This is a genomic window from Pseudoalteromonas rubra (genome assembly GCF_005887115.1).
Classification (GTDB): domain Bacteria; phylum Pseudomonadota; class Gammaproteobacteria; order Enterobacterales; family Alteromonadaceae; genus Pseudoalteromonas; species Pseudoalteromonas rubra_F.
Genome location: NZ_PNCJ01000005.1, coordinates 321,980 through 341,150, shown reverse-complemented (window position 1 = coordinate 341,150; position 19,171 = coordinate 321,980). Strand labels below are relative to the sequence as shown.

Annotated in this window: 14 protein-coding genes; 10 read left to right on the top strand and 4 right to left on the bottom strand. The window is 46.3% G+C overall.

Going from position 1 to position 19,171, the window contains the following annotated elements; translation table 11 throughout:
* The first annotated feature begins 79 nt into the window (after window positions 1-79).
* The 5 genes from dnaJ to CWB98_RS02360 all read left to right on the top strand — a co-directional run bounded on the left by dnaJ (window position 80) and on the right by CWB98_RS02360 (window position 6,543).
* On the top strand, window positions 80-1,210 hold the full coding sequence (gene dnaJ, locus CWB98_RS02380; protein WP_046004268.1) for a molecular chaperone DnaJ: 1,131 nt from the start codon (window positions 80-82) through the stop codon (window positions 1,208-1,210).
* 435 nt (window positions 1,211-1,645) lie between these two features.
* On the top strand, window positions 1,646-2,104 hold the full coding sequence (locus CWB98_RS02375; protein ID WP_138543372.1) for an aminoacyl-tRNA deacylase: 459 nt from the start codon (window positions 1,646-1,648) through the stop codon (window positions 2,102-2,104).
* A 256-nt stretch (window positions 2,105-2,360) separates the two neighbouring features.
* Complete coding sequence (locus CWB98_RS02370) at window positions 2,361-4,613, top strand: acyl-CoA dehydrogenase (RefSeq protein ID WP_138543371.1); 2,253 nt, start codon at window positions 2,361-2,363, stop codon at window positions 4,611-4,613.
* Between the two features lie 161 nt (window positions 4,614-4,774).
* A complete protein-coding gene (locus tag CWB98_RS02365; RefSeq protein ID WP_138543370.1) occupies window positions 4,775-5,728 on the top strand; it encodes a phosphotransferase in 954 nt (317 codons plus the stop codon).
* A complete protein-coding gene (locus CWB98_RS02360; RefSeq protein ID WP_138543369.1) occupies window positions 5,728-6,543 on the top strand; it encodes a DMT family transporter in 816 nt (271 codons plus the stop codon). Before CWB98_RS02365 ends, CWB98_RS02360 begins: the two co-directional genes overlap by 1 nt.
* Window positions 6,544-6,607: 64 nt before the next feature.
* Here CWB98_RS02360 and CWB98_RS02355 read toward each other — a convergent pair whose 3' ends face one another.
* Window positions 6,608-8,248: a S8 family serine peptidase gene (locus tag CWB98_RS02355; protein WP_138543368.1), complete on the bottom strand. Its 1,641-nt coding sequence runs from the start codon at window positions 8,246-8,248 to the stop codon at window positions 6,608-6,610.
* A gap of 189 nt (window positions 8,249-8,437) precedes the next feature.
* Window positions 8,438-9,490 (bottom strand): ABC transporter substrate-binding protein, encoded by a 1,053-nt coding sequence (locus tag CWB98_RS02350; RefSeq protein ID WP_138543367.1) that lies wholly within the window; start codon window positions 9,488-9,490, stop codon window positions 8,438-8,440.
* Window positions 9,491-9,571: 81 nt separating this feature from the next.
* On the opposite strand from CWB98_RS02350, the gene CWB98_RS02345 reads away from it, so the two are divergent.
* Window positions 9,572-9,967 carry a cytochrome b562 gene (locus CWB98_RS02345; RefSeq protein ID WP_138543366.1) on the top strand — a complete coding sequence of 132 codons (396 nt, stop codon included), beginning with the start codon at window positions 9,572-9,574 and terminating at the stop codon, window positions 9,965-9,967.
* A 60-nt stretch (window positions 9,968-10,027) separates the two neighbouring features.
* On the opposite strand, the gene CWB98_RS02340 is transcribed toward CWB98_RS02345, so the two are convergent.
* On the bottom strand, window positions 10,028-11,875 hold the full coding sequence (locus CWB98_RS02340; protein ID WP_138543365.1) for a TonB-dependent receptor: 1,848 nt from the start codon (window positions 11,873-11,875) through the stop codon (window positions 10,028-10,030).
* Window positions 11,876-12,135: 260 nt separating this feature from the next.
* Here CWB98_RS02340 and CWB98_RS02335 point away from each other — a divergent pair, with 260 nt between their 5' ends.
* Window positions 12,136-15,543: a rhombosortase-dependent cadherin domain-containing protein gene (locus CWB98_RS02335; RefSeq protein ID WP_138543625.1), complete on the top strand. Its 3,408-nt coding sequence runs from the start codon at window positions 12,136-12,138 to the stop codon at window positions 15,541-15,543.
* Between the two features lie 221 nt (window positions 15,544-15,764).
* Window positions 15,765-16,022, top strand: a complete 258-nt coding sequence (locus CWB98_RS02330) for a hypothetical protein (protein ID WP_138543624.1) — start codon at window positions 15,765-15,767, stop codon at window positions 16,020-16,022.
* Between the two features lie 37 nt (window positions 16,023-16,059).
* Here the strand turns inward: CWB98_RS02330 and CWB98_RS02325 are convergent, their stop codons facing one another.
* Window positions 16,060-16,713 (bottom strand): DUF6058 family natural product biosynthesis protein, encoded by a 654-nt coding sequence (locus tag CWB98_RS02325; protein WP_138543364.1) that lies wholly within the window; start codon window positions 16,711-16,713, stop codon window positions 16,060-16,062.
* A 151-nt stretch (window positions 16,714-16,864) separates the two neighbouring features.
* Here CWB98_RS02325 and dapA point away from each other — a divergent pair, with 151 nt between their 5' ends.
* On the top strand, window positions 16,865-17,779 hold the full coding sequence (gene dapA, locus CWB98_RS02320) for a 4-hydroxy-tetrahydrodipicolinate synthase (protein ID WP_138543623.1): 915 nt from the start codon (window positions 16,865-16,867) through the stop codon (window positions 17,777-17,779).
* Window positions 17,780-17,858: 79 nt separating this feature from the next.
* Window positions 17,859-19,157 carry a DEAD/DEAH box helicase gene (locus CWB98_RS02315; RefSeq protein WP_138543363.1) on the top strand — a complete coding sequence of 433 codons (1,299 nt, stop codon included), beginning with the start codon at window positions 17,859-17,861 and terminating at the stop codon, window positions 19,155-19,157.
* Window positions 19,158-19,171: the final 14 nt, after the last annotated feature.

Sequence of the window (19,171 nt, the reverse complement as noted above, 5' to 3'; positions counted from 1 at the left end):
TCATCTGTGGCACAATTAAACACCTATTCGCCAGGCGATCATCATAGTGGCTGATCGCTCAGTAAGATGTGTGAGAACTATGTCAAAACAAGACTATTACGACGTTCTTGGGGTATCAAAAGACGCCGGTGAACGTGAGATTAAAAAGGCCTATAAACGCCTTGCAATGAAGTATCACCCAGACAGAACGGCGGGCGATGCTGAGCTGGAAGCAAAGTTTAAGGAAGTAAAAGAAGCCTATGAAGTCTTAACTGATAGTCAAAAACGCCAGATGTATGATCAATACGGCCATGCTGCCTTTGAACAAAACGGTGGTGCAGGCCATGGTGGATTTGGCGGCGGTGCTGATTTTGGTGACATTTTCGGGGACGTATTCGGTGATATTTTTGGAGGCGGTAGACGTCAGTCACGCCAACAGCGCGGAGCAGACTTGCGCTACAGCCTGGATCTGAGCCTGGAAGATGCGGTACGAGGCAAAGAAGTCGAGATCCAGGTTCCAACCTGGGTATCCTGTAAGCCCTGTGATGGCAGCGGTGCAAAGTCTGGATCTAAGCCTAAGACCTGTTCTACCTGTCACGGTGCAGGCCAGGTGCAAATGCGTCAGGGGTTCTTTGCGGTGCAACAAACCTGTCCTACCTGTCAGGGTAGTGGCCAGGTTATTTCTGACCCCTGTGATAGTTGCCATGGTCAGGGTCGCGTTGAGAAGACCAAAACCCTGTCTGTTAAAATACCTGCTGGTGTTGATACAGGTGACCGTATCAGATTGTCAGGAGAGGGCGAAGCGGGTATGCACGGTGCACCAGCTGGTGACCTGTATGTTCAGGTGAGCGTGAGAGAGCACCCGATTTTTGTCCGTGATGGTAATAACCTGTACTGCGAAGTGCCTATCAGCTACACCACAGCCGCATTAGGCGGGGAAATTGAAGTACCGACACTGGATGGTCGCGCGAATCTAAAAGTGCCTTCTGAGAGCCAGACTGGCAAAATGTTCAGGATGCGCGGTAAAGGCGTGAAATCTGTGCGCAGCGGTGCTGTTGGTGACTTGATCTGTAAAGTCGTAATCGAAACACCGGTTAATCTGAACGACAGACAGAAAGAGCTACTGAAAGAGCTGGAAGAGAGCATGGGCAGCGACGCAGGCAAAAACCGTCCAAAAGCGCAGGGTTTCTTTGATGGCGTAAAGAAATTCTTTGATGATCTGACCAAGTAAAACGATCTTTTTCGTTTACAGTGTCAAACGCTCGAAAAACAAACGGCGCTTAATTGCGCCGTTTTCTCTCAGTTTAAAAGCATGAGATAATCCATATCTCCAGTGCATTTACATGCCAGCACCGTTCGACTGTGCCCTGTTAAAAGAAGTCCATCGGTACAGCCCAATCGTTTGCACTTGGACGTACAGGCCACACTGCTTTCCCAAAAGTAATACTCATTAGTCAAAAAAGATAATGCCACGTAGCTAACCGCACAAACGGCTGCGATACGAACAAGGTGCTTGCTCATAACGACTCCCCGGCGCAATAATACTGTGCGTGTAGAGGTAATTAGACTTTAGTCTAGTTTGACGTTTTGTCTACCCTAAATTGGGGTTATTCTCTATGACACCCCATTGAATTTTTTAAGACAGCCAGGTACAGGACGATAAGGCATGACACCCGCTATCCAACTACTCAATAAGCACAAAGCAGACTTCAACATACTTAAATTTGACCACGACCCGGGCATCACAGATTTTGCTCAGGAGGCGACAGAGGCGTTGGCTTTGGCACCGCAACAAGTGTTTAAAACTCTGGTTATCAGTGTTGATGGCCGACTCGTTGTTGCCGTTACGCCCTCTACACAACTGGTTGATTTAAAAGCTTTTGCTAAGGGCTGCAAGGGTAAAAAGGCGCAGCTTGCAACGCAGCAGCAGGCAGAAAATGCAACGGGTTATCAATTAGGCGGGATCAGCCCGTTTGCACACAAAAAACGCTTACCCGTGATGCTGCACAGTTCCGCACTTGATTATGAGGTCATCTATGTTAGCGGTGGTCGACGAGGTCTGGAGTTAGCGCTCAATCCTGATACGATTAAAGCACTGTGTTCAGCTCAGGTTGCTGATTTTTAGCGCTTCTGTTGTTTATCCAATCCGTGCCCGTGCAACGGCGGGCAGCGAAAGTTTTCTCTTCGACACTTTTTTAGTATGAAAATCACTCAAAAAAATCAATTCAGCGAACACCTGTAAGCTATTAATTATTTAGAAATTTTTTAAACAACTCAGACCTTTCAGTAAAAAACCCGTTAAAAAGTAGCGTAGAGTAATTGATCTAAACGGAATTTTGTGCCGTAATGTAACTATATCAATCTGGTCGGATGAGTTTATTATGAGTTTAAGAACACAACTAAGAAAAATATTGCCTAGCATTTCAGTTACCGAGCAAGAAGCGCTTGATGCGGGAGATGTCTGGCTCGAAGGCTCAATCTATCGCGGCAAACCAGACTTTGACGCATTGCGTGCGGTACCAGAAGCCAAATTAAACAGCGAAGAACAAGCGTTCCTGGACGGCCCAGTACAAGAATTGATGGCGATGATCGATGATTCTGTGATCCAGAACGAAAAACACTTGCCTGATCACATTCTCGAATTCTTGAAAAAAGAGCGCTTTTTCTCTCTTATTATCCCTAAAGAGTATGGCGGCAGAGAGTTTAGCCCTTATGCAAATTCAACCATAGTTGGCACGATTGCTACCAAGTCATCTGCAGTGGCTGTGACTGTAATGGTACCTAATTCATTGGGTCCCGGTGAGCTGTTAATGCATTATGGCACCAAAGAGCAACAGGCACACTACTTGCCACGTTTAGCTAACGGAACAGATATCCCTTGTTTCGCGTTAACCAGCCCTGAAGCAGGCTCAGATGCAGGGGGTATTCCAGATCAAGGGATCGTAACTAAAGGCGAATATAATGGCGAAGAGGTCCTAGGCCTGGAAGTCACCTGGGACAAGCGCTATATCACTCTGGCACCGATCGCCACAGTACTGGGTCTGGCTTTCAAAGTTTTTGATCCGCAAGGTTTGTTAGGGGGCAAAGAGTCTCTGGGCATTACTTGTGCGCTTATCCCTAAATCGCACCCGGGTGTTGAGCTTGGGAATCGCCATGACCCAATGGGCATTCGTTTCTATAATGGTACGACGCGTGGTGAGAAAGTGTTCATTCCGATGGAATTCATCATTGGAGGCCAGAATAATATCGGCCGTGGCTGGCAGATGCTGGTTAGCTGTCTCGGTGCGGGTCGTGGCATTTCACTGCCTGCACTGGGCGTGTCCACCAGTCAGGTAGCGCTTAAGTCAGCGTCTGAGTACGCGGCTGTCCGTGAACAGTTCGGATTGGCAATCGGCCAGTTCGAAGGCATCCAGGAAAAGCTGGCTGACATCGCGGGCAAAACCTATTTGCAAGAAGCCATGCGTGTGCTGACCACAGAAGGTTTGGGCATGGGTCTTAAACCCTCAGTCGTAACGGCGATAGCGAAGTATCACATGACCGAAACTGGTCGAGATGTGCTGGATTCTGCAATGGATATCCTGGCGGGTAAAGCCATTCAGAATGGTCCACAAAATACACTTGCCAGTGGATATGTGGCTCAACCAATTGCAATTACGGTAGAAGGTGCGAATATCCTTACCCGCAACCTGATGATATTTGGCCAGGGTGTAATGCGCTGTCACCCATACTTGCAGTCAATGGTTGAAGCAATTCACAGCGAAGAAGCTGACGCCGATAAAACCTTTAACAAGATTTTACGCAAAACGGTTGGTTACAGCGTTGCTAATAGTTTCCGTGCATTCAAGTTGGGTCTACTGCCTTTCACTGCGGGTAGTAAATCAAGTTTGCCAGAGGTACAGCAATACGAAAAAGCCGCACAGCGTTTGTCAGCGAAATTGGCTGTGTTTGCAGATTTTTCATTGCTTGTTTTGGGTGGAAAGTTAAAACAAGCAGAAATGTTGTCCGCACGTTTGGGCGACGTAATGAGTTACCTGTACGCCGCGATGGCCTCTATTAAGTACTACGAGCAAAAAGTGGCTGTTACAGACCGTGAAGCGGCTGCGCCTTACTTCCACTATGCAACACGCTATGCACTGGTTGAAGCTGAGCAGGCACTACATAAGTTCCTAGATAACTTCCCGGCACCAGGTACACGTAAGTTTATGCGAGTATTAACAATGCAGTTTAGCCACTCAATGCCGCAGATCAACGATGACATGGTGCGTGAGCTGGCTACAGCGGCACAGTTGGACACTGCGTTTAAAGCCCAGTTGACTCACCTGGTTAAACCACAAGCCGGCGATGGTCATGACATCAACGAGCAGGCATACAAAGCCAAAATTGCATGTCTGGATCTACTGAGCAAAGTGAAGAAAGCGTTGAAAAAGCGCGAGATCAAAGCGGGCGTACGCTTCTACGAAACTCTGGATAATGCGCTGATTGCTAAGGTCATTACTGAGACCGAGTACGCACAGTTGATCGACTACAACCGCAAACGTGAAAAAGCAATTCGTGTTGATGAGTTTGACTTTGATCTTAACCTGCTGGACGAACAGGCAGGGTCAGGCACTGTCAAATCTGCTGTGAATCAATAGGCAGTATAATAACAATACTCTAAAAAGCCCCGTTGACACGGGGCTTTTTCGTACGTGAGTGCCATCGCTATCCTTAAAGTATTTTCTGACGTGTTACACTGTGTGATACACACAGCTTCAGTATGCTATCGTCAACATAAACTTAAAACTCAGGGATTGTTATGTCAGTTTCAACACTTGTATCGCATGTCATGACCATGTTGCCAGATTCACAGCACAGCAAGGCGCTGTGGAGTGGATGTGGTCATATTTATAAGTTCTCTTATCAAGGAGACATGCTTGTTGCAAAAGTGGCTTCTGTGCCAGCACAGCTCGATCATAGACATATTACCCAAAGCGAACATTCACTGAATCGTAAACATCGTTCCTACGAAAAGGAACTGATGTTTTATCGAGATACAGCGCACAGTTATGCTATTGAATGTGCATTGCCAGAGGCAAAAGCCTTTGCAAATCGCGATGAGGCTTTTGTCTTTGTGTTCACTGACTTTGAAACTCAGGGTTATCGCAACGTTAGCAAAGCAGAACCAACGCACGTTACTCAAATGGTGGCATGGCTTGCGCGTTTTCACGCAATTGGGCTTGTCAGTTCTTGCGCGCCAAAGGTATATGGGCGTGGAAACTATTGGCATTTGGGTACACGTCCAGACGAATATGAACGCATGATGCCGGGTTTACTAAAAAGTAGTGCGAATCAGATTGACCAAAGGTTGCGGGACTGCCCATATCAAACCTTAATTCATGGCGATGCTAAATTGGCAAATTTCGCTTTTTCTCGAAACCAGGCGTTGGGCTACGATTTCCAGCATATTGGTCAGGGTATTGGGGTTGCTGATGTAATGTTGTTACTAACCAGTTTATATTGTGGACGTGATTTAGAGTTACATGCTGAGCATTATCTTAATCTGTACTTTGAACATCTATCAGAGGCATTAGCTCCGAGTTGGCCTTTAGAGCTGTTTAATGATCTGGAAAAAAGCTGGCGTAAACTATGGACATTTGTATGGGCTGATTTTCATCGGTTTTTACTCGGCTGGAAACCTGATCATGAAAAACTGACATCTTATATGCTCCTCCAGACTGAGCTTTGTCTTGCACAACTTAGAGAAGAGTAATGCTGATAGCCTTGTTTAGTGCTCTGTGCTGGGCGTGTTTTGATTTTTTGCGTAAGCAATTGGCGCAGCAATTTAGTGCTCCGTTAATGTCTGTTATGTTTAGCTTGCTGGTGTTGCCAGGCTACTTGATTTACTGGGCCTGGTTAGAAGCTCCTTTGCCTGCCGTCGCGTACTTTATACCAGGATCCGTTAGCGGTTTGCTCGCTGCACTGGGAAGTGTGTGCTTTATTCGCGGCTTAGCAGTGGGTAAAATTGCCGTTATGCTTCCCTTATTGTCTATTACACCTGTGGTGTCAGGGGCTTTTGCCTGGGTCTGGTTAAGTGAGCCGTTGGGTGAATCTGAGGTCTTGGCCTTGGGGGCTATTACGTTGGCATCTTTCATATTGCAAGGTGGCAGGTTGTCAATGACAGAGCAGGGCACTGGGTACATGCTCGTCACTGCTTTGTGCTGGGGAATGTGCATTGTGTTTGATAAACAGGCACTTGAGTTTGGCAGTGTCAGTTTTCATCTGATTTTTCTGACTTTGTCTGTGGTACTGATAAACAGTATTATTTTTAGACCTGAGTTACCCGTTAAATCAATTTTTAAATTCAAATGGCAGTGGGGGTGTGCGGCATTCGTGTTTTCATTTGCTGTGTTAGGTCAGCTCATCGCTTTACAACAATTGCAGCCCGGGGTTATGGAAGCAATTAAACGTGCAATCGGCATTATCAGTGCAGCAATCCTTGGTGTTTATTTCTACAAAGAAACGTTAAAGCGACACCAGTGGTTCAGCATTTTTGTTATCCTGGCAGGGACCTTTTCCTTATATTAAAGGAGCAAGCTAAGTGCCTGCTCCGGAGCGACAACCTCATCCTTGAGCGCTGCCTTTGTTTTAATTACTTACATTGTGCGCCTTTGCGCCATACATTGCTGAAGATGTCAGGACGAGCGCCCAGTGACCACCAGGTAGCCTGATACTCAAAGCCTTTGTAAGACACTTTATCGCCTGTGTTGTAGTAGGTGCCTGAATTCCAAGCTTCAACACCACTGCAGCCTCCACCATTGCCACCATCGGTGACAGTAACGCTCAGACTCTTAGTCGCAGTTTTGTTATTTGTACCAGTCACTGTCAGAGTAACGTTATAAGTACCGGCCTGCGCGTAAGTGTGGTTGGGGCTGGTTTGAGAGCTAGAGTTACCATCACCAAAGCTCCAGCTATAAGAGCCCGCGCTCGATTTGTTGCTGAACTGTACACTCAGGCCGTTTGGTGTTGCTGAGAAGTCAGCGATAAGGCCAGGACCACTACAGTTACCATTTGTCAGATAATCATAAGCAGCTTTTGCCTGTACGATACCGTGACCATAATAGTTATCGCGTCCAGCAGCACCTTTGTCCTTCGCTGTTGCATTCAACGCTGAGCGGATCTGATCAGCACTACAGCTAGGGAAGTTGCTCCATACCAGCGCTGCTACACCCGAGACGTGAGGTGTTGCCATTGATGTACCACTGATGCTCTTATAGCCATTGTTATTCCAGGTTGAATTAACATTTACACCCGGGCCAGCAATTTCTACTTGGCTATTGTACTGTGAAAACGAGGCAACTCTTTCAGAGCTGTCTACAGCAGCAACAGAGACAACTGCGTCATAAGAAGCCGGGTAGCTGAATGAGCTATTGGAGCCGTTGCCTGCTGCAGCGATGTGTAGCATGCCACGCTGTGCACTTTGGGCGAAAGCATTGCGTTCTGCTGTTGAGCTGCCGCTGCCTCCTAAGCTCATGCTGGTTACGTTTGCGCCAGCCGCTTCACATTGCTCAATCGCCTTGATTAGGTCAGAACCGTAAGCCCAGCGACCTTGGTCATTGAAGACCTTGACAATATGTAAACCAAGTTGGCCCGACGGATTCACACCGACGACACCCTGACCATTGCCACCCAGGGCTGCAATCGTACCTGCAACGTGTGTACCGTGGCCATTGCCATCCTGGTACCAGTTGCCGGTGTCATAAGAGCCATGGCCGTCGTTGCCAGTTACACCTGTGTTTGGCAGGTCAGGGTGGCCACGAGTATAACCAGTATCCATGATACAGACTTTTTTGTTTCCGGCACTGCTGTCACTAACCTGATTTGCCTGAACCATGGTGATGCCATAAGGGACTGACTCTGCGTAAGGAACGACAGATTGGCTGCTCACTTCAGGCAAAAAGCGCTTAGGATCCACCTCTACAGATGCGATGTTTCCGCTTGCTTCCAGATCTGCCAATTGCTCTGGAGTTAATTCCATAACAACAGCATTGACACTTGGCAAAGTCTCTATCGCTTCAATATTGGCCTGTGAGGCAATGTTGGCCAGACCTTGTGCTTTAAACTGAGACAGTTCTGCACCTGATACACGCATGGGAAGTGTATTGGCAACAGCTGAGTCTTTGACTGTAACGATGACACGCTGTGTTTCAGCAGCCTGCGCTGTGCCAAGTGCCGCAGTGACACCTAAGGCCAGCAGTGAGTATTTTACGCCTGTTAGAACTTTGGTTTTCATGATTTTACCTTTATTACATGTTGTTAACTCTTATAACTAAAACAGGGAATGCTAGCGCTGTCAATAATGAAAAAAATAGGAATATTTCCGTGGGGAAATTTTATACTCTTGAGGCCGGATCTGTGGATAGAAATTTGTTGCATATGCAACTTGTGTGGTAATATATTTTTTATATAAAGAATAAAAAAATTAAAATTTTATTTGCTGATTCAGTGTCTTAATATTGTAACTTTGGCCGCCAGTCGTAAATTGCTTGAAGTCTATGTGACGCAAACCACTGCCGTGGAGTGCGTCGTACAATGGTCTAAAATTTTCAGAGTAGGGTCGAAAAATAGCAATTTTTTGTTCTCCGATTGCACTAATCTTGCGATCATGGAATTTTCTAATCTCTGTTAACAAATAGCCGCCTAACAGAACGTGACCGCCCAGTGATACATCAATAGCCTTTTCGTGTCCTTCATCCCAGTTAATACCACCAATATGTACTTGGTCTCTTATATTAAGTTCAGTCGCTGCCTGTGCAGCGCCCCGAGCAATGGCATCATTAGCGCACCAGATCAGCTTTGTATCCGGAAATCGTTGCAGCAGTCCCGTCGCCAATTCGTATGCATTTTTTTCTGACCATTGTGCATCTACCCGATCAACCAGATTGACGCCATAGTTTCTGTTTGTATAGGCAAGCAAACCTTGTTCACGTTCAATTGCTGCATTGGTAGCGACATCTCCGAGCAGCGCTAGCATTGTATTGCGCTCGCCTGTTTTTTGTAATTCATCAGGTAAGGACTGATGGAGTAGTTTTGCAAGCATTCTGCCTGCCTGGTAGTTATCCGGTGTGACGGACCCTATTACGCCAACCCCTTTAGCTGCAAGACGCTTCAGCGCAAGTTTGTCGGGGCTATTGAGTAGGAAGGTGACCCGTTTATGTTCGCCTGCTGCTGTGAGCAATGCGTCGGTAATCACCCCTTTTTCGTCAACCAATACCAAATAATCTGAATTGGAAACAAGTGCTTGTTGAGCAAGCTTCTTCATGACGATATGATTTCTTTCTGCGTATAGCGTCGTGAGCTGGATATCAAGGTCTTCAGCTGCGGCGTCCATGACCTTAGACACATTGTGCCAAAATGCACCTGTAGGGTTATTTTGTTTATGGCCTGGATTGATAAAGGTGACTGTGATTGGTTGGGCGTAACTGGTTGATGCAACAAAAAACAGTGTGACGACCTGGATAAGTAATCGTTTCATTGCACCTCTCAATATGAAGACGTTAGTTTGTTTGCCACGTTTTTACTTATATACTAGCCCATTCTTAAATAAGGGGGGAAAATGAGACGCTTGGTAATTATTCTTTTTTCGCTGTTTTTTGTCCAGTCAGCTATTTCATCACAGAGCCAGGATTTAAATCAGACTATGAAAAATATGGGGCACGCATACAAGCAAGCTATGGAGGCCACAGAAGCGTACGAGATTAATAGACATCTGGATACTATGCTGTCTTTATTAAAGGACAGTAAACAACATAGTTTTAAAGCGGATGTTAAAGCTGAGTCTATACAGGGCCTTGAGAAAGTCACAAGCGTAATAGAGCAAGCTAAGAATTTATTGGCTCAAGAGCAAATTCAACAGGCAAAGGGTTTATTAAAAGAAGTCGATGTATTGCGCAAGCACTATCACAAATTACATGAGCCACCGGGTTTTTGGGAGCTGCTGTTTGGTAAGTAACTTCTAAAACTTCTTTGTTGCCCTGGGGGTCTGTAAGTGGTGAGCCCCAGGGTAACTTCGCTAAATTTGCCAGCTAATATCAAGCTTTATGGTGCGCTCGGTATGGTAGGGGGCATCTTCGTCTGCTGTGGTGCGATGTAGTCGGTTGAATAGGTTCAACACACCCGCTCTGAGTGTCCAGCTTTCATCGACATACCAACTCATATTCAGGTCTGCAACAAGACTACGCTCCAATACTGCTTCACCAGAGCCAACGTTTTGTTTTGCCAATTGATAATGAATAGCGGGTGCAAACTCAAAGGATTGCCCGGCATATCGACCAGACAGGCTCAGTTTGCTGGGTGAAATGTCAGCAAGGTAATCACCCGACTTGCTTTTTCCTTGCTGATGCGTGTACCCAAACGTGTAAGACAGCGCCTTACTGATTTCTATATTAGTGGCAACCTCTGCACCTGAAATTGTTGCTTGGTCCAGATTTTGATAGGTCCTGTCCCCAGACTCCAGTTTAACTCTTTCGATATAGTTATCCAGCTGGGTATGAAACAAGTTAACTGTGGTATCTATATTGTCTTTTACAAGGTGGTAAGTCAGTTCAAGTCCCTGGCTTGTCTCTGGCTCCAGTTCCACATTACCCAGCGTGTTTCCTCTTGGTGTAACGCCATTGAAGTATAGCTCTGTAAGTGCAGGGAATCGGAACGCACTGGCATAGTTTAAGGACAGGCTATGAGATTGCCATTGTTTGGTGACCCCAAGGCTGTGGCTGATATGATTGTCAGATTTGTTGATGCCAAAATTACTCGCACGGAAATGATCAAAGCGCGCGCCAAAATCGACTCTCCAACCCTCGTCTTCCCATATACCGTTAATAAAGGCCGCGATGTTGTCCTGTGTGCCATCGAGCAAAGTACTGCTCGCTGGGTCGCTGGCGACTTTCAGGTTTAATTCTTGATCTGTGACGGATACACCACGCCTTGCAGTCCAGTCCAAGCCTGCGCGCAAAGGAAGGCCCTGCCAGTCGTATTCGTGATACAGATTAGTTCCTAAAGTGTGGGATTGGTATTGGGTTAAGTTGTGTCGTTTACCAACACGTGTGACGTCACTATCCCAATTCTGATAATGATGAAACACATTGACAAACCACTGCTCAGAGTTCAAAGACAGCTGTGCGAGACTGTGCATGTCTTCTGGGTAAACCGCTATCTGGCTGTCAGGAAAAGTGACACTATTTTTTCCAACGTCTTTACTGATGGAGGGGAGCCATGACATGTTCAGTTCGATGCCATTGGTGAGCGTGTGTTGATAGCGTAAACTAGAGGAAAATTGCTCAAATCCATTGTTTAACTCATCGCCGTTTGGCGCGTAGCTTGTTTCTTTCTTCCTGTATGCAAACGCCAGGTTGTAGTGCTCTTCGCCTGTAACAGCAAGGAAACGACGACCATTTCCTGTGTCTTCATAGCCCAGCTCTAGTGTATCTTGCTCCCCCTGAACTGAATTCATGGAAATAACGCCTCCTATTGCTTCTGAACCATAGAGCATAGCGGCAGGGCCTTTTTGGACACTGGCAAGTTGCAGTAAACCGGGGTCAATAAATGAGGCTGAGTTGCCAGCACGTCTGTCTGTGAGTAAAACAATGCCGTTCACTTCTGTCCTGACACGCCAGCGGCTGAGGCCTCGTATACTATAACTCTGATATAAGCCCCCCTGACCAGTGAGCGCAACACCTGGGACCTGTATTATCCAATCTGCAATAGTGTTGTTAGCACCATGCAAATCTTCCTTGCCAATATGTGCAATGTTAACGTTTGTAAATGACTCTGAGGCAAGTAAATTTTTTCCGCCAATTACCTCAATTGTCTCGATAGCGCTGCCTTGCGCCGCGATAGTGGATAATAGTAAACACTGGATCATGTACTGCAAACCCTAAATTTGTTGTTCTTACTCGTTAAGAACTCATTCATATTTGATGAAATTCTGTTATTGTGACATTTCTAATGTACCTTTAATTGCTAATAAGGTTAAAGCAAATGCGGTGAAATGACATTGTTTGTAACTTTCTGTATTTGTGCTTAACTTTATTGATGTTTTTTGGTGTGAACGCTTCAAAAGTAAACTGATGTTTCGGTTTGCTGATATTTAATTAAAACGATAAATAAACTGAAGGGAAAAATATGAAACTCTTACATCCTGTTAGCCTGGCTGTAGCAATAGCGCTGGGCGGTGCCAGTTATTTGACTTATCAACATACGCAACATACGCCGTATGAGCAAAAGGCTGATTATCTGGCGGCAAAAGCTGAGAAAAAAGCCAATTCACCGAAACGTTATGACAAGCCGAAAGAAGCACAAGAGTTTTATATTTCGCAGCGTCTACCCAAAGGCGTAGAGACAATACCGACTGAAAAGTACTCACAGGCTCTGGCTCACATAAAGAATATGCGCCGCTACTCACTGGCTGATAATAAGATTGTTTTTGATTATGTGCCGCAGCTTAACTCTCCAGATGGGGTACATCGTGAACTCGGTCAATGGGAAGAGCTTGGCCCAGGTAACATAGGTGGCCGTACCAGAGCTTTAATTATTCATCCAACTGAACACGATATTATGTATACCGCTGGTGTTGCTGGTGGTGTCTGGAAAACAACTGATGCGGGCAAATCTTGGCATCCATTGAGTGATCTAGCAACAAACCTGGCAGTAACAACCCTGACTTTTGCTCCAAACGACCCTAATACTATCTACGCAGGTACGGGTGAAGGCTTTTTTAATGCAGATGCGTTACGCGGTGATGGGATCTTTAAGTCAACAGATGGCGGGGTGACCTGGACGCAACTGGAAGCGACTGCTGGTAATGAGCTATTCCACTACACGAATAAAATCGTATTTGGTAAGAACGACCCGTCGACACTTTATGCGGCCACCCGCGGGGGGGTTCAGCGCTCAAAAGACAATGGCACCAGTTGGGAAACTGTATTCGTAAAAGAGGAGGCGGCTGTTGGTTGTACTGATCTGGCCGTAGTTGATGGTGGCGATCATGATGTACTGGTCACCGCTTGCGGTTCTTTTGATACAGGTGGTATGCACCGAAGCGCCGATGGTGGTGATACCTGGGCGGCAGTACTGGAACTTGAAACCCAAGGCCGCTCGACGATTGCAGTAGCACCGTCTGACAGCAACATCATGTATGCGCTGCTGGCGAATATCGATGACCACGGTATGGAAGCGGTTTATAAGTCAGAAGACATGGGGGCTACCTGGACCGCGACTGTCACTCGAGACACGGCGGATGATTTTAGCCGATTACTACTTAGTAACACTGTGTACGGGTTATTCCCTCAGTGTGGGTATGGACCTGAGCCTCAATTCTTTAATCAGGGCTGGTATGACAGCATTATTGCCGTTGACCCAGTAAACCCTGACGTTGTGTGGACGGGTGGTATTGATACATTCCGTTCAGATGACGGCGGTAAGACCTTCGTACCGACCAGTATCTGGTGGTTTGATATGGATCATGAGCTGTATGCTCATGCAGACCAACATACCATTGTTTTCCACCCTGCATATGATGGTGTGAACAACACGACCATGTTCGTTGGTAACGATGGTGGTATCCAAAGAACGGACAACGCGCTTGATGAGCGCTTAGATCTTCAACAAGTCTGTGGTGCGTCCAACGATCCTAAAGGAAAAGTGAATTGGCAAACACTTAATAATGGGTATGCAGTAACGCAATTCTACCATGGTACAGTTATGCCTGATGGTACGGCTTATTTTGGTGGTACACAGGATAATGGTACTTTGCTTGGTGAAGACGGCGGATTTAACGATTGGCGTGAAATTTCCGGTGGTGATGGTGGTTGGACTGCTGTTGACCCAACCAACCCAAATATTCTGTTCTCTGAGTTTACAGGCCTGTCAATTCAAAAGTCGCTAGATGGCGGTCAAACTTTCGCGGATGCCACGAACGGCATCAGCGGCGATAATGGCTTCCCGTTCATTACTCGATTCGAAATGGCACCATCCAATCCTCAGGTATTATGGATAGGCGGAAGCCAGCTGTGGCGTACGACAGACCAAGCTGAAAACTGGATGGCAGGTAGCCCGGTATTAGACAGCTCCGTTTATGCTATCGGCATTGCGCCGCAAGACGAAAACATAGTTGCGGCAGGGACCCGAGAAGGTTACATCTATATTAATTATAATGCGGGTGAAGCAGATGCATCAACACCTTGGAATAGCTTCAAAATCGGTGATGAAGATGTTCGCGCAACTATTAGTGCAATAGCATTTGACCCAACAGATGACAAAATTGCTTACGCAACTGTGTCGACTTTTGATCAGCCACATGTATGGAAAACCATTGACGGTGGTAAGAGCTGGAAAGCTATTGATAAAGACATTCCAAATGTGCCTGCAACATCTGTCGCGGTTGACCCTAATAATGCGCAACGCATTATTATTGGCACCGACTTAGGTGTGTTTGTTTCAATAGATGGTGGTGAAAACTGGTTTGCTGATGGTTCAGGCCTGGCAAATACCAACGTCGCTAAAGTAACATTCCACGGCAACGAGGTCTTCGCGTTTACTCATGGTCGCAGTGCGTATAAAGTGGCTTCAGCTACCGATGAGCATTATGAGTTTACACTGGACGAAGACTCTTCAGTGAATGTTGCGTCTGCGTTCGCAGACAGATTCATGAACGCTTTTGTTTCGGTCGAAATAGCATCGCTACCAGAGTCAGGTGATTTGATGCTGGGAGAAGAGCTGCTGGCTGTTGGCGCTGTTATCGCGCCGGATAAGTTTGACATGGTAACCTACAAGCCTGATGCTGATTTTACCGGAGAAGATTCCTTCAAGTTCACAGGTACTACTGAAAAAGCTGAGTCAACTCAAGAGGTAACAGTTGAGCTTACCGTTGAAGGCGTGAATGACATGCCCGTGATCGGAGAACTTGAAAACCTTGAAGTGATGCTGGGTCAGGCTGTTGAAGTTGACTTTAATGACAAAGTTACCGATTTGGACAGTGAAGAAGTTACCCTGTCAATGGAGCCTCAGATCCCGGGCCTGAGATTTTCAGACGGTGTGTTGAGTGGTATTGCGAGCAGCGTATTCAGCGGTGATGTTACACTGCATGCAACAGATGGTGAGCATGAATTATCTGCAAGCTTCTCAGTTAATATTTATGATGCATCTCCTACAATTGAGCCGAATCAGAGCTTCGAAGTAGCTGAGAATACACCAATCGGTACTGTTGTCGGTCAATTGGTATTCAGCGACCCAGATGCAGAGGTATCTCCGGTCGGGAAGTTCCACGTTTACGGTGACAGCTTATTTAGTGTTGACGCAGAAGGTAATGTAATCGTTGCGAAAGAGTTGGATTTTGAGTTCCAGGAAGAGGTCTACTTTGGCGTTCAGGCTGAAGATACCTATGGTAACTTGTCTAACCATGCTGAAGTGCATGTCACAATCAGAGATCTGCGTGGTGATGACGATGATGATGATGATGGCGATTCAGGTTCATTCGCTTGGTTATCACTACTAAGTTTACCATTAGCAATGCTACGCAGAAGACGCAAGTAATCTAACTGAAGATGAATTTAAGGCGAGTCGGTGTTAACTGACTCGCCTTTTTTGTGTCCTGAGCCAGCGCGCAATTTGCACGTTATGCGCAATTTAGTCGAACTGAGGTTACTTTTTATAACAAATTGTTGATAGATTGACCGAACGGCATACAAAGCACTGGATCTTACGAACTAGGCTGATATAACTAGCTATGGATTGAGAAACAGGAATTCGTCATGATGGACAAAACACAACAATTGGATAACAGCGTGATTGCTGAATTACAAAATAAAGACCATTCAGAGCAATTAAAGCAACTGGATAACCTGAGCTGCACCCATGGCGATATCATTGAGCTATTGGCACAGTACCTGGCTTTGAGCGAGCAAGATGATGATAGCCAGTTTGACGCCTGGTACGATGCGTTATGCCCAGATCAACTGACCGTTTTAAAGGCGTTCGAAATTTTTCGGGCCCACTATGAGCAGGCCCATTAATCATTCGAAAGTTGCGGGTGTTCAAAGACCACACTCGTTAGCGTATTGAGAGGTCGTATTTTGCTACCAGGCACTCAATGTATTTATAACGGATAGACATGGGCTTTTCGTGTTCCATATGGTGACTAAGTGCCCGGTTTAAGAGTTTAAGCGCGCTAAGCAACTCAGCTCTGTGCTCTGCTGGGATATGGCTGGCTGTGCGCTCCTCAGTTAAAGCGTCGACTAGCGCACGGCCCAGGTCAATGTATACGACCTCTTCTACGAGCCCGTTTTGGCTGATAACACCGTACTTGCTGCACAAGTATTGCTGCCAGCTTTGCTGAATATGTTCCGGTAAGTCTTCGTTAAATCGACAATCGTGGCTGATCAAGCCTTGTTGAGCACATTTGCTCAATGTCTGAGTGTACTTTTGCTGGAACAATTCATAGGCATGCGATGATTGCTCTACCTGATGTTTAAGTAATTGCTGACCCCATTGTTCCGCTCCTCGTGGATAAAACTCTGTGTGCTCAACACATTCATAAAGCCCAAGATAGGAACTGCATTTTATCTGGTTTTCCAGACTGTAACTGGCATTAGGAAAAATACACAGCTCCTGCCAATTGAGCAGCTGATCCTGCGTGATTCTGAGCGTGCTGCATAGCTCTTCGGCACTGAAAAAGTGTGTATTAAGATGTTGGGACAGACGCATAAAATAAATACTGGTTATATGTACAGTGTTTGTATTGTGTCGGAATCAACCTGTTTAGGCAAGTTGTTTTACAAAATTTCCACTTGCCCCTCGGATCTGACATTTATTTATGTTAAAACTTAGCGCCAACAAAGAACTGAACGATATCCGTATGCGCAACATAAACACCATAAAACAAGCCAGTTTAATTACTGCTATCAAAACACCTTATGATTTGCATGGTAACATCGACCTTGCCGGCTTCGACAGGCTTGTCGACGCTCAGATAGCGGCGGGCGTTGATGGGATCATTGTGGGTGGTACCACAGGTGAAGGCCAGTTGATGAACTGGGAAGAGCACCTGATGCTCATCGCCCATAGTGTGAATAAATTTTCAGACAGACTGGTGATTGTCGGCAATACCGGTAGCAACAACACCCGTGAAGCGGTCAAAGCAACGGAATATGGTTTCGCATCCGGAATGGATGCTGCACTGCAGATCAACCCTTATTATGGACGTACGTCAGAGGCAGGGTTGAATGAGCACTTTTCGCGTTTGCTTGAGATTGGGCCTGCATTTATCTACAACGTGCCAGGGCGTACAGGTCAGGACCTGACACCCGATATTATAGAGCCGCTTGCTCAACACGCTAATTTTGTTGGTATGAAAGAGTGTGCGGGACATGAGCGGATCGCCCATTACGAAGAGAAGGGCATTGCTTGCTGGTCTGGAAACGATGATCAGGCTCATGACAGCCGCCATTTACATCAATCACATGGGGTGATTTCGGTTACCTCAAATCTTGTACCGCAGTTGTTCCGAACACTGATGGACAATAAGAATGATGAGTTGAATGCTCAGTTGCAGCCATTGATGAATTGGTTGTTCTGCGAACCAAACCCTATAGCGATTAACACAGCGCTAGCAATGACCGGCGCGGCATTACCTGTATTTCGCTTGCCTTATGTGCCATTGAACGAGGCGCAACAGAAGCTCGGCGCAGAGCTTATCAACAGTCTGAGTCACGAAGCTGTGGTCGGTGGTGCAGCTACAGTCATCAACTCTGAAGATGTTAAATTATATTAACCGCTTACTATTGGTGACACTGAACCCGTAAATAGCGTATAATCTGCGGCCCTTCATTATTGGTCGCAGGTTTTTTGCTATGAATTTTAAGTCTTTCAGTTTTCCCGATGCCTTACTACAGGCGCTTGATGAATTAAATTTCCATACCCTGACGCCGATACAGCAAGCTGCTATTCCAGTGGTAAGGCGTGGACACGATGTCCTGGCAACGGCGCAAACCGGAACGGGTAAAACCGCAGCGTTTGCACTGCCTGTGATCCACCGTCTGTTGGAGGGAGAGTCACTAGAATCGCCAAGAGCGTTGATCCTGGCTCCGACTCGTGAGTTGGCAGAGCAAATTGCCACTAACTGCGACGCATTTTGTCAATATACCCCTTTAACCGTTCAGGCTGTCTTTGGTGGTGTGAACGTTGATGGCCAAACACAGCGCTTGTCTCAGGGGGTGGATATCCTGGTTGCGACACCGGGCCGTTTACTTGACTTAATTCGCTTAGGTGCTGTCAGTCTTGCACAAGTTAAATACTTGGTGCTGGATGAAGCTGACCGTATGCTGGATATGGGTTTTATCGCCGATATGCAGAAGGTCATTAACATGGTGAGCGAGGACAGACAGTTGTTGTTGTTCTCTGCGACATTCCCTACAGCCGTAAAACAATTCGCAAAGCAAGTGCTTAGAGAGCCAAAACTCGTTCAGGCAGCCAAAGAGAATACAACTGCTGAAACTGTAAGACACGTTGTTTATCCGGTTGAACAAAAACGTAAGCAAGAGTTACTTTCAGAGCTAATTGGCAAGAAAAACTGGTTGCAAGTGCTGGTTTTCGTCAATATGAAAGACGATGCGGATCAACTGGTCAAAGAGCTCGAATTGGATGGTATCAGTGCTACTGTATGTCACGGTGACAAGAGTCAGGGAGCTCGTCGTCGTGCATTGCGCGAATTTAAAGAGGGTAAAGTCAGAGTGCTCGTTGCAACTGAGGTAGCGGCTCGTGGTATCGATATTGATGGTTTGCCACGGGTTATTAACTACGACCTGCCGTATCTTGCAGAAGACTATGTACACCGTATAGGCCGTACTGGTCGCGCTGGTAATTCGGGTCAGGCAATTTCTTTCGTGGCACGAGAGGAAGAGCAGACTTTGATCCACATCGAAACCTTAATCGGGCAAAAAATCAAACGGTATTACTTACCAGGCTATGAAGTTGCCAGCCGCGAGAACCTGATTGAAAATCTTGCCAGGAAACCGTCACATCAGCGCCGAAAAGCGCGCACGAATCGCCCAAGCAACCAGGCCAGTGGTGAAGCTCGTGCTAAAAATCGCGCTAAAATTAGCAATGTGCGTCAGAGATTAAAAGGTGCTCAGCTAAAATTACAGAAATAACTAAAAGCTTGAGG

What these genes read in the sequence shown, in the direction of transcription:
- CWB98_RS02330 (WP_138543624.1), top strand. Translation starts at nt 15,765, where the DNA reads ATGGACAAAACACAACAATTGGATAACAGCGTGATTGCTGAATTACAA.
- CWB98_RS02370 (WP_138543371.1), top strand. Translation starts at nt 2,361, where the DNA reads ATGAGTTTAAGAACACAACTAAGAAAAATATTGCCTAGCATTTCAGTT.
- dnaJ (WP_046004268.1), top strand. Translation starts at nt 80, where the DNA reads ATGTCAAAACAAGACTATTACGACGTTCTTGGGGTATCAAAAGACGCC.
- CWB98_RS02355 (WP_138543368.1), bottom strand. Translation starts at nt 8,248, where the DNA reads ATGAAAACCAAAGTTCTAACAGGCGTAAAATACTCACTGCTGGCCTTA.
- CWB98_RS02350 (WP_138543367.1), bottom strand. Translation starts at nt 9,490, where the DNA reads ATGAAACGATTACTTATCCAGGTCGTCACACTGTTTTTTGTTGCATCA.
- CWB98_RS02375 (WP_138543372.1), top strand. Translation starts at nt 1,646, where the DNA reads ATGACACCCGCTATCCAACTACTCAATAAGCACAAAGCAGACTTCAAC.
- CWB98_RS02365 (WP_138543370.1), top strand. Translation starts at nt 4,775, where the DNA reads ATGTCAGTTTCAACACTTGTATCGCATGTCATGACCATGTTGCCAGAT.
- dapA (WP_138543623.1), top strand. Translation starts at nt 16,865, where the DNA reads ATGCGCAACATAAACACCATAAAACAAGCCAGTTTAATTACTGCTATC.
- CWB98_RS02325 (WP_138543364.1), bottom strand. Translation starts at nt 16,713, where the DNA reads ATGCGTCTGTCCCAACATCTTAATACACACTTTTTCAGTGCCGAAGAG.
- CWB98_RS02360 (WP_138543369.1), top strand. Translation starts at nt 5,728, where the DNA reads ATGCTGATAGCCTTGTTTAGTGCTCTGTGCTGGGCGTGTTTTGATTTT.
- CWB98_RS02340 (WP_138543365.1), bottom strand. Translation starts at nt 11,875, where the DNA reads ATGATCCAGTGTTTACTATTATCCACTATCGCGGCGCAAGGCAGCGCT.
- CWB98_RS02315 (WP_138543363.1), top strand. Translation starts at nt 17,859, where the DNA reads ATGAATTTTAAGTCTTTCAGTTTTCCCGATGCCTTACTACAGGCGCTT.
- CWB98_RS02345 (WP_138543366.1), top strand. Translation starts at nt 9,572, where the DNA reads ATGAGACGCTTGGTAATTATTCTTTTTTCGCTGTTTTTTGTCCAGTCA.
- CWB98_RS02335 (WP_138543625.1), top strand. Translation starts at nt 12,136, where the DNA reads ATGAAACTCTTACATCCTGTTAGCCTGGCTGTAGCAATAGCGCTGGGC.